This window comes from Candidatus Poribacteria bacterium (genome assembly GCA_016866785.1).
Classification (GTDB): Bacteria; Poribacteria; WGA-4E.
The window spans coordinates 1-5,550 of the sequence record VGLH01000188.1 but is presented as its reverse complement, the minus strand read 5'-3'; the positions used below and the strand labels follow the sequence as shown (position 1 = coordinate 5,550).

At 66.1% G+C, this 5,550-nt stretch carries 5 protein-coding genes; 1 reads left to right on the top strand and 4 read right to left on the bottom strand.

Features of this window, described 5'->3' with window-relative positions; genetic code table 11:
* Positions 1 to 657: 657 nt before the first annotated feature.
* The 3 genes from FJZ36_17815 to FJZ36_17805 all read right to left on the bottom strand — a co-directional run bounded on the left by FJZ36_17815 (position 658) and on the right by FJZ36_17805 (position 3,452).
* Positions 658 to 1,686, bottom strand: a complete 1,029-nt coding sequence (locus FJZ36_17815; GenBank protein ID MBM3216755.1) for a Gfo/Idh/MocA family oxidoreductase — start codon at positions 1,684 to 1,686, stop codon at positions 658 to 660.
* Positions 1,687 to 1,825: 139 nt separating this feature from the next.
* Entirely contained in the window at positions 1,826 to 2,662 is an 837-nt protein-coding gene (locus FJZ36_17810) for a hypothetical protein (protein MBM3216754.1), read from the bottom strand.
* A 34-nt stretch (positions 2,663 to 2,696) separates the two neighbouring features.
* Positions 2,697 to 3,452 carry a hypothetical protein gene (locus FJZ36_17805; GenBank protein MBM3216753.1) on the bottom strand — a complete coding sequence of 252 codons (756 nt, stop codon included), beginning with the start codon at positions 3,450 to 3,452 and terminating at the stop codon, positions 2,697 to 2,699.
* 96 nt (positions 3,453 to 3,548) lie between these two features.
* On the opposite strand from FJZ36_17805, the gene FJZ36_17800 reads away from it, so the two are divergent.
* The gene (locus tag FJZ36_17800) at positions 3,549 to 4,700 is read left to right on the top strand and encodes a LysM peptidoglycan-binding domain-containing protein (GenBank protein MBM3216752.1); all 1,152 of its coding nucleotides are present in this window, start codon (positions 3,549 to 3,551) and stop codon (positions 4,698 to 4,700) included.
* Positions 4,701 to 4,797: 97 nt separating this feature from the next.
* Here the strand turns inward: FJZ36_17800 and FJZ36_17795 are convergent, their stop codons facing one another.
* Entirely contained in the window at positions 4,798 to 5,259 is a 462-nt protein-coding gene (locus FJZ36_17795; protein MBM3216751.1) for an Hsp20/alpha crystallin family protein, read from the bottom strand.
* Positions 5,260 to 5,550: the final 291 nt, after the last annotated feature.

Here is a 5,550-nt window from a genome sequence, read left to right as displayed (position 1 = left end):
GACGGCTCCCCACGTGAGATCGCTTTCGCGGCGCGTGTCCGACGGTACTTGCTGCCCGAAGTCGTGTGCGCTGCGTCACTGGCTGGCGGCGCGGCAGAGCCGATTCTGTCGGAGGTGCTTCGAGCCGTCGTCGGGACGCTGTCGCCTGACGCGCCTGCGTCTGATATCGCCGCCGCCCGCCGGCAGAAGATGCGGTGGTGCGAAGCGGACGGCTGGACGTTTCCCCTGGTTCTCCGATTGCTGACAGAATCAGGACCGGAGGCTCGGCGACTGCTGCCTGAACGTCTCGGCGTCTGGTACACCACGCAGGACGGCGAACTGCTCTGGTGCGTTGCCGAAACGCCGGATCCGCTCGACTGGCTCCTCCGAGCGCGACGGCGGGGCGAGACCCTCGCTGGTTCTGCTGAGCCTTCGGAGCCGGCGTCATCGTATGTTGTCGTCTCGCCCTACCAGTACCTGAAGCAGGTGAGCGCCGCGTCGGCTCCGGCGCTTCCGCAAGCCCAGGCGCTCAGCGTTCTGCTGAAGGACGGCAGTGGTCGGCACACGATCACGGTGGCTCGCTCGGAAGGGCGACGCGAGCTCGTCATCGCCGATGTCGCGTCGCTCAAGCCCCTGCTGACCGCCATCGACGCGTACGCCGACCTCCGCTGACGTCCTTCACACGTCCTCCCAGTGTCCAGAAGCCATCGAGCGGTACGCCGCGTCGACGATTCGGTTCGTCACGTAGCCGTCCTCGAAGTTCTCGCGCGGCATCGTGCCGGACTTCACGCATTCGACGAAGTGCAGCATCTCCTCGTGATAGCCGTACACGCGCGCTTCATCGACGCACGGGATGACCCAGCCAGTCTCGGATTCCGCCTTCTCGACGACGTGGCCGCCCATGCCCTTCAGCGTGAACGCGCGGATCGGCGTGCCGCGAGTGACATCCGTATAGAGGACGCCGTCGGTTCCGTAGACCTCGTTGCGCAGGTCGAGCCCGCCGTGGGAGCTCCACGACACCTCTGCCTGACCCAGTTGCCCGTCGCGGAACTTCACGAGAACCACCGCGTTGTCTTCGGACTTGGTCTTGGACTTGTGGTAGAGCGTGTCGCCCCAAGCCATGACGGAGACGGCGGGCACGTCCTTGCCGATGAAGTACCGAGCCGCCGCGATGCAGTGACAACCCATGTCGAGGATCGCGCCGCCGCCCGCCAAGTCTTTGTCCCAGAACCACGGAGTGTGCGGACCGATGTGGGCTTCGCGGGAACGGACGGTGAGCACGTCGCCGATGGCTCCGGCGTCGATGGCTTCCTTCGCCTTCATGACCGCTGGACTGAACACCTCGGTTTCGGCATAGCCATGGAGCACGCCAGCCTCGCGGACGGCGTCGAGCATCTCTTTCGCCTCGGCGGCGGTTCGCGCCAGCGGCTTCGTGCAGACGACGTTCTTCTTCGCCTCGGCGCAGAGGATCGCCCCTTCCCTGTGGACGAAGTTCGGCAAGCCGATCAGGACGAGATCGACGTCCGCATCGACGACCTCGCGCATGTTCGTCGTCCACTTGGGTAGGCGCCACTTCTCGGCGAACGCACGGGCGGTCTTCTCGGATTGAGAGTAGTTGATGACGACTTGCTGGTCGGGCACGTGCATCAGTCCGTTCATGTAGAACTCGCTGACGAACCCGCTGCCCAGCAGACCGATGCGCACCATGTGGAGTCCTCCCTATTCACGTCGTTGGTGGAACCGGGTCGGCGAGTACGTAGCATGGGCGACTCGGCGCGACAACGGGACATGAAACGACCCCTGCCGACGGATCGGCTGGGGGTCGCTGGTTGTTGGGCGGGCGTGACTACTTCGTCGGCGCTGCGCGCAGCGGGCTCATCCGCGGACCCGGCACCGTGCCGGGCTGAATCTCGCGCGCCTTGTTGGCGGCGTCCGCGACAGCCTGCAGGAGCTTCCTCGCTTCTGCCGTCTTGCCGCGCTCGACGATGCGAGCGCCCTTCTCCGTGCGAGTAACCGTTCGTTCCACCTCTGCGCGATGCAGATACAGGTCGGCGAACAGCGGATCCATCATCCGACGCGGACGCATCCCGTCGTCGCGGCTCGCCATCATCTCGGCGTGCGCCTGAATGACGGGGACCCACTGCGGGTCGTCCGTCTCGATGGTGCGCTGCAGCCCGTCATCGGTCGCTTTGACTGTGACCGTCACCTCGTCCCCTTGGAGTCCGAGTCCGAAGCCCATCCCGGGCCCCACGCCCCTGAATCCACGACCTGCCGGCGCGATGCCGGTTCCACCGCACGGACCCAAGCCAAGCCCAGGTCTGCCGCCCGGACCCATGCGCATCCCGCGACCGCCGCGACCGGCGGGTCCACCCCAAACGTTTCCGCCAGGAACTCCTTGGGGCGGAGCCTGCCACATGCCTGGATCGCCGAACGCCATCGCGCCGCCGCCCCGTCCGCCGCCGGGTCCTCGCATCCCGCGCCCGCCACCCGGGCCCATCCACATGCCGGGAGCCGGGGGAGCCATCGGTCCACCGCCTCGGGAACCTGGCTGCCACTGCTGCGCGGGAGGCGGCTGAGGCGCCGCCTCGGGTTCCTGCGAGGCATCCTGAGCGACCGCGTAGGCTGTGAGCGCCAGCGCTCCCGCCGCGATCCCGAGTGCGATGCCGAATCGATTGCGCTTCATCGTCGTGTCCTTTCCATGACCTTCGTGCTGGTCGTCAACCGCGCAGGGCCCGGTGACTGCCACGAGGCGGTTCCTGGGCGCGCGTCTGAATACGTTCGATGGCTTCAGCCGTCGTTCCGGTCTCAGTGACGAGGACGCCGTTGTCGACGTTGGTCACAGTGACAACGACATCGTCCGGGCGTGGGCGCGCGTCTTCGGGACGGTTCTGAAGGCGTTCGACGACGGTCGGGTCATCCGAGGTCAACAGAATCTCGATGCCCGTGTCGGTCAACGTCACCGAGCGAGTGACCGCCCGATCCCGGGGCTCCGGTCGGGCTCCACGGTCGCCGCGAGGTCCACGCGGACCGGGACCCATCGTCGGCGCTTCGAGGTCCAAGCCTTGGATCCGCGCGATGGCTTCAGGCGTCGAGCCCGTGATCATCGTCAGGATGCCGCGCCCCGTCGCGGTGCGCGTGATAGTGATGTCCGTCGGCGCGGGTCCGCGTCGCGGGCGAGACGATTCGAGCTCGAGCCGCTCATGGAGATGGCGGACCACGTCGGGATCGTCCGACTCGACCAGGATCTCGATGCCGTCGTCGGTGAAGCGCACGCTGCGTTCGAGCGTGGACGGATCGGACGGCGCGCCCGGGGCTGCGAGCGCGTTCGATGCCGCGGTTTGGCGATCCGTCGATTCCGCTGCCGCGACGTCGGTTGGGCTGGCGGCTTCGTCGCCGCAGCCGACGAGCAGCGCGCTGCCGGTCACGAGCGCCGCCGCAAGAGCGAAGGTTCCGATGCGATGCTTGGCGTTCATTGCGTTCTCCTGTTCCGGTTTGGCGGACAGTTGCTCGAGTTCGTTGCCTCATTGGACGAATGAGTCCGTCGGGCAATGCCGGTATAGGCAACGACCATGCCACGTGGTAGAACGCCTGTTTTCACGGGGTTTCCCGGGTTGGGCGGGGTCGCGGCTCGACGAAATGGTCGAACCGTCGACGATCCCGTCGAGTCTGGGCGTCACGAGCGGAACCCGTCGTTGACGGCAATCGAAATCCATCTTATACTTGGCAAGCCAGGCAGGCCAGCGCCGACGTTTGACCGTCGGTGCAGGAGAGCCAGCGTCAGACGGTTCCTGGACATCGACCGACCTTCGACTTCACAAGCGTTGCTGAGCTGGTTCCCGTCGCCATCCAAGGAGTCCACGATGAGGAAGACGGCGTCCCTTGCATCCCTCGTATCGCTTCTCGCGCTGCTGCTGACGGTCGCAGCCTGCAACCCGACGCCGGTGGTTCAGGGCATCAGTCCGACGAGCGGGCCCGAAGGCGGCGGGAACACAGTGACGATCACCGGCTCGAACTTCAAGGTGGGTGCGCAAGTCGACTTCGGCGGAAAGCTGGTGCCCGCGAACGTGACGAGCGCCACCCAGTTGACCGCGACCGTTCCGGCCGGGGCGATTGGCTCCGTGCAGGTCACGGTCGTCAATCCTAAAGAGAAGCGCGCCGCCGAGTCGGTGACCTACACCTACGAGGACAAGACGGCTCCAGAGGTCACGGCGGTGAGCCCGAGCGACGGCCAGGAGATCCCGCAGGGCGAAGGTGGATACCCGGACGCCGTCGCGACGGGGGTCAACGCGATCACCGTCACATTCAGCGAAGACGTGACGAGCGCCGAGATTAGCGTGTCGTTCGAGTCCCTACCAGATGCCATCAAGAAGGACGTGACGGGAACCGTCGAAGGAACGGTTGCGGTGTCTGGCACGACCGCGACGTTCACGCCGGCGGAAGGAGACCTCCGTTCGGGGCGCAAGTACAGCGTGACCGCGTCCGGAACGGACGCCGCCGGAAACAAGAGCGACATGTCGACGACGTCCTTCTCGATTGCCACGCCTCAGCGCGTGCACTACTACACGGTCAAGGCGGGCGACACCCTGAAGTCCATCGCCGCGCGGCCCGACACGTATGACGACGAGAACATGGCGACCCGCATCCTTCGCGTCAACCAGGACTACACGGAGCTCAACCGGAACAACCTGAAGCCAGGTCTCCGGTTGATCCTGCACTGGTAGGCGGCGGCGGATTCGGTCGCGCCGAGCGCAAATGCAGAAGCGCCGTACGGGTTGCCGTACGGCGCTTTTGCTTGCCTTCACGTCCGAGTCGGGAGGCTCAGCCGGTCGTGATGGGGATCGTGCGGGTCTTGTGCTGCTCGCGCTTGGGCAGCGTGACCGTCAACACACCGTCGCGGAACGACGCCTGCGCGTTCTCGGCATCCACGTACGACGGGAGCGAGAACGACCGCTCGAAGCGACCGTACTGCCTTTCGGCGTAGTAGACGTTTCGCTTCTCGTCGGCGCGCTCCGTCTCGGCTCTCTTCTCGCCTCGAAGCGTCAGCACGTTGTCCTGCACATGCAGCTCGAGGTCGCCCTCACGGACGCCCGGGACCTCGACCGTGACGGCGATGGACTCGCCGTCTTCGTGTACGTCGATCGCGGGATACCAGCCGTCGCGCCGCGCCGTGCCGAAGTAGGCTGGGAAGAACGCGTCGAACGCGCGGTCGAAACCGTCCGATACGTCGAGCAACCTTCTCGGAGACCACTTGACCAGAGCCATCGTTGGATTCCTTTCCATCTGCTTGCTTCGTGAGCGGGGCTGCGTGCCGCCACCTGCCCCGACACGTCATCGCCGGCGTCGGATGCCGGCAGTTAGCTACCAAGCAAGCGCTGTGCCCACGGTACGGAATCGGCGGAGCGTCAGCAGTGGCGCAGGTTCTTTCGGGTCGGTGCGCTGGCGTGTTCGCTGAACCCTGCCAGAATGGCATGTTTGGGCAAGGCGGCTAGCCAGCGTGCCAGTCGGCGATCTGCCAGCCGTTGGTTGCGGCGTACCGCCGCAGGCGACGCTCCGGGCTGACAGCAATCGGCG

Bases quoted from the DNA above. Each gene is read 5' to 3' on its own strand.
- FJZ36_17805 (MBM3216753.1), bottom strand. From the start codon at position 3,452: ATGAACGCCAAGCATCGCATCGGAACCTTCGCTCTTGCGGCGGCGCTC.
- FJZ36_17800 (MBM3216752.1), top strand. From the start codon at position 3,549: ATGCCACGTGGTAGAACGCCTGTTTTCACGGGGTTTCCCGGGTTGGGC.
- FJZ36_17810 (MBM3216754.1), bottom strand. From the start codon at position 2,662: ATGAAGCGCAATCGATTCGGCATCGCACTCGGGATCGCGGCGGGAGCG.
- FJZ36_17815 (MBM3216755.1), bottom strand. From the start codon at position 1,686: ATGGTGCGCATCGGTCTGCTGGGCAGCGGGTTCGTCAGCGAGTTCTAC.
- FJZ36_17795 (MBM3216751.1), bottom strand. From the start codon at position 5,259: ATGGAAAGGAATCCAACGATGGCTCTGGTCAAGTGGTCTCCGAGAAGG.